The organism is Kineosporia mesophila (assembly GCF_021129235.1).
Taxonomy (GTDB): domain Bacteria; phylum Actinomycetota; class Actinomycetes; order Actinomycetales; family Kineosporiaceae; genus Kineosporia; species Kineosporia mesophila.
Map to the genome: position 1 here is coordinate 1 of NZ_JAJOMA010000057.1, position 913 is coordinate 913.

Here is a 913-nt window from a genome sequence, read left to right on the forward strand (position 1 = left end):
CGGGTCTGGTGTGGTTGCAGAACTCGGCGGTGTCGTGGGATGCGTTCGGGCTGGAGGTTTTCGGTGCTCTGCTGAACGGTGGCTCGTGCGTGTTGCCGGTGGGGGAGCGGCTGGATGTCGATGAGGTCTGTGCTCTGGTGGCTGAGCACGGGGTGAACGTGTTGCAGTTGACGGCGTCGTTCTTCAACACGCTGGTCGACGAGCGGCCCGAGGTCTTCTCCGGGCTGGCCGCCGTGATCACGGCCGGGGAGAGCGCCTCGCCGGCCCATGTCGCGCGCCTGATGGCTGACCGGCCGGGGCTGCGCGTGCTGAACGGGTACGGTCCGGCCGAGAGCATGGGCCTGAGCACGACGTTCGAGTTCCGCGACGGGACGGGGCGGGCGCCGGTCGGTCGGCCGGTGGCGGGTAAGTCGGCGTACGTGCTGGACGAACGTCTGGGTCTGGCCCCGGTGGGCGTGGTCGGTGAGCTGTACCTGTCGGGGTGCGGCCTGGCGAACGGGTATTGGGGTCAGGCCGGATTGTCCGCCTCCCGGTTCGTCCCGAATGTGGTGGCTGGGGACGGTTCCCTGATGTATCGCACCGGTGATCTGGTCCGGTGGCTGCCGGAGGGTGAGCTGGAGTTCGTGGGCCGGGTCGACGACCAGGTGAAGGTGCGGGGTTTCCGGATCGAGCCGGGTGAGGTCGAGGTCGTGCTGGGTCGTCATCCGGGGGTGGCCCGGTGCGCGGTGGTCGTGCGGGAGGACCGGCCCGGTGACCGGCGGATCGTCGCCTATGTGGTGGCCCGGTCCGGGCAGCAACTGGAGGCCGGGCGGCTGCGTGACTTCGTCGGCACGATCCTGCCCGGCCACCTGGTGCCGGCCGCGGTCGTGGTGCTGGACGACCTTCCGATGACCGCGAACGCGAAACTCGACCG

The 913-nt window shown here is 69.9% G+C and carries 1 protein-coding gene; it reads left to right on the forward strand.

The genetic code is table 11. From position 1 onward, the window contains the following. Positions 1-913, forward strand: a 913-nt coding sequence (locus LR393_RS34780) for an AMP-binding protein (protein WP_231489483.1), incomplete at both ends; no start/stop codon positions are given.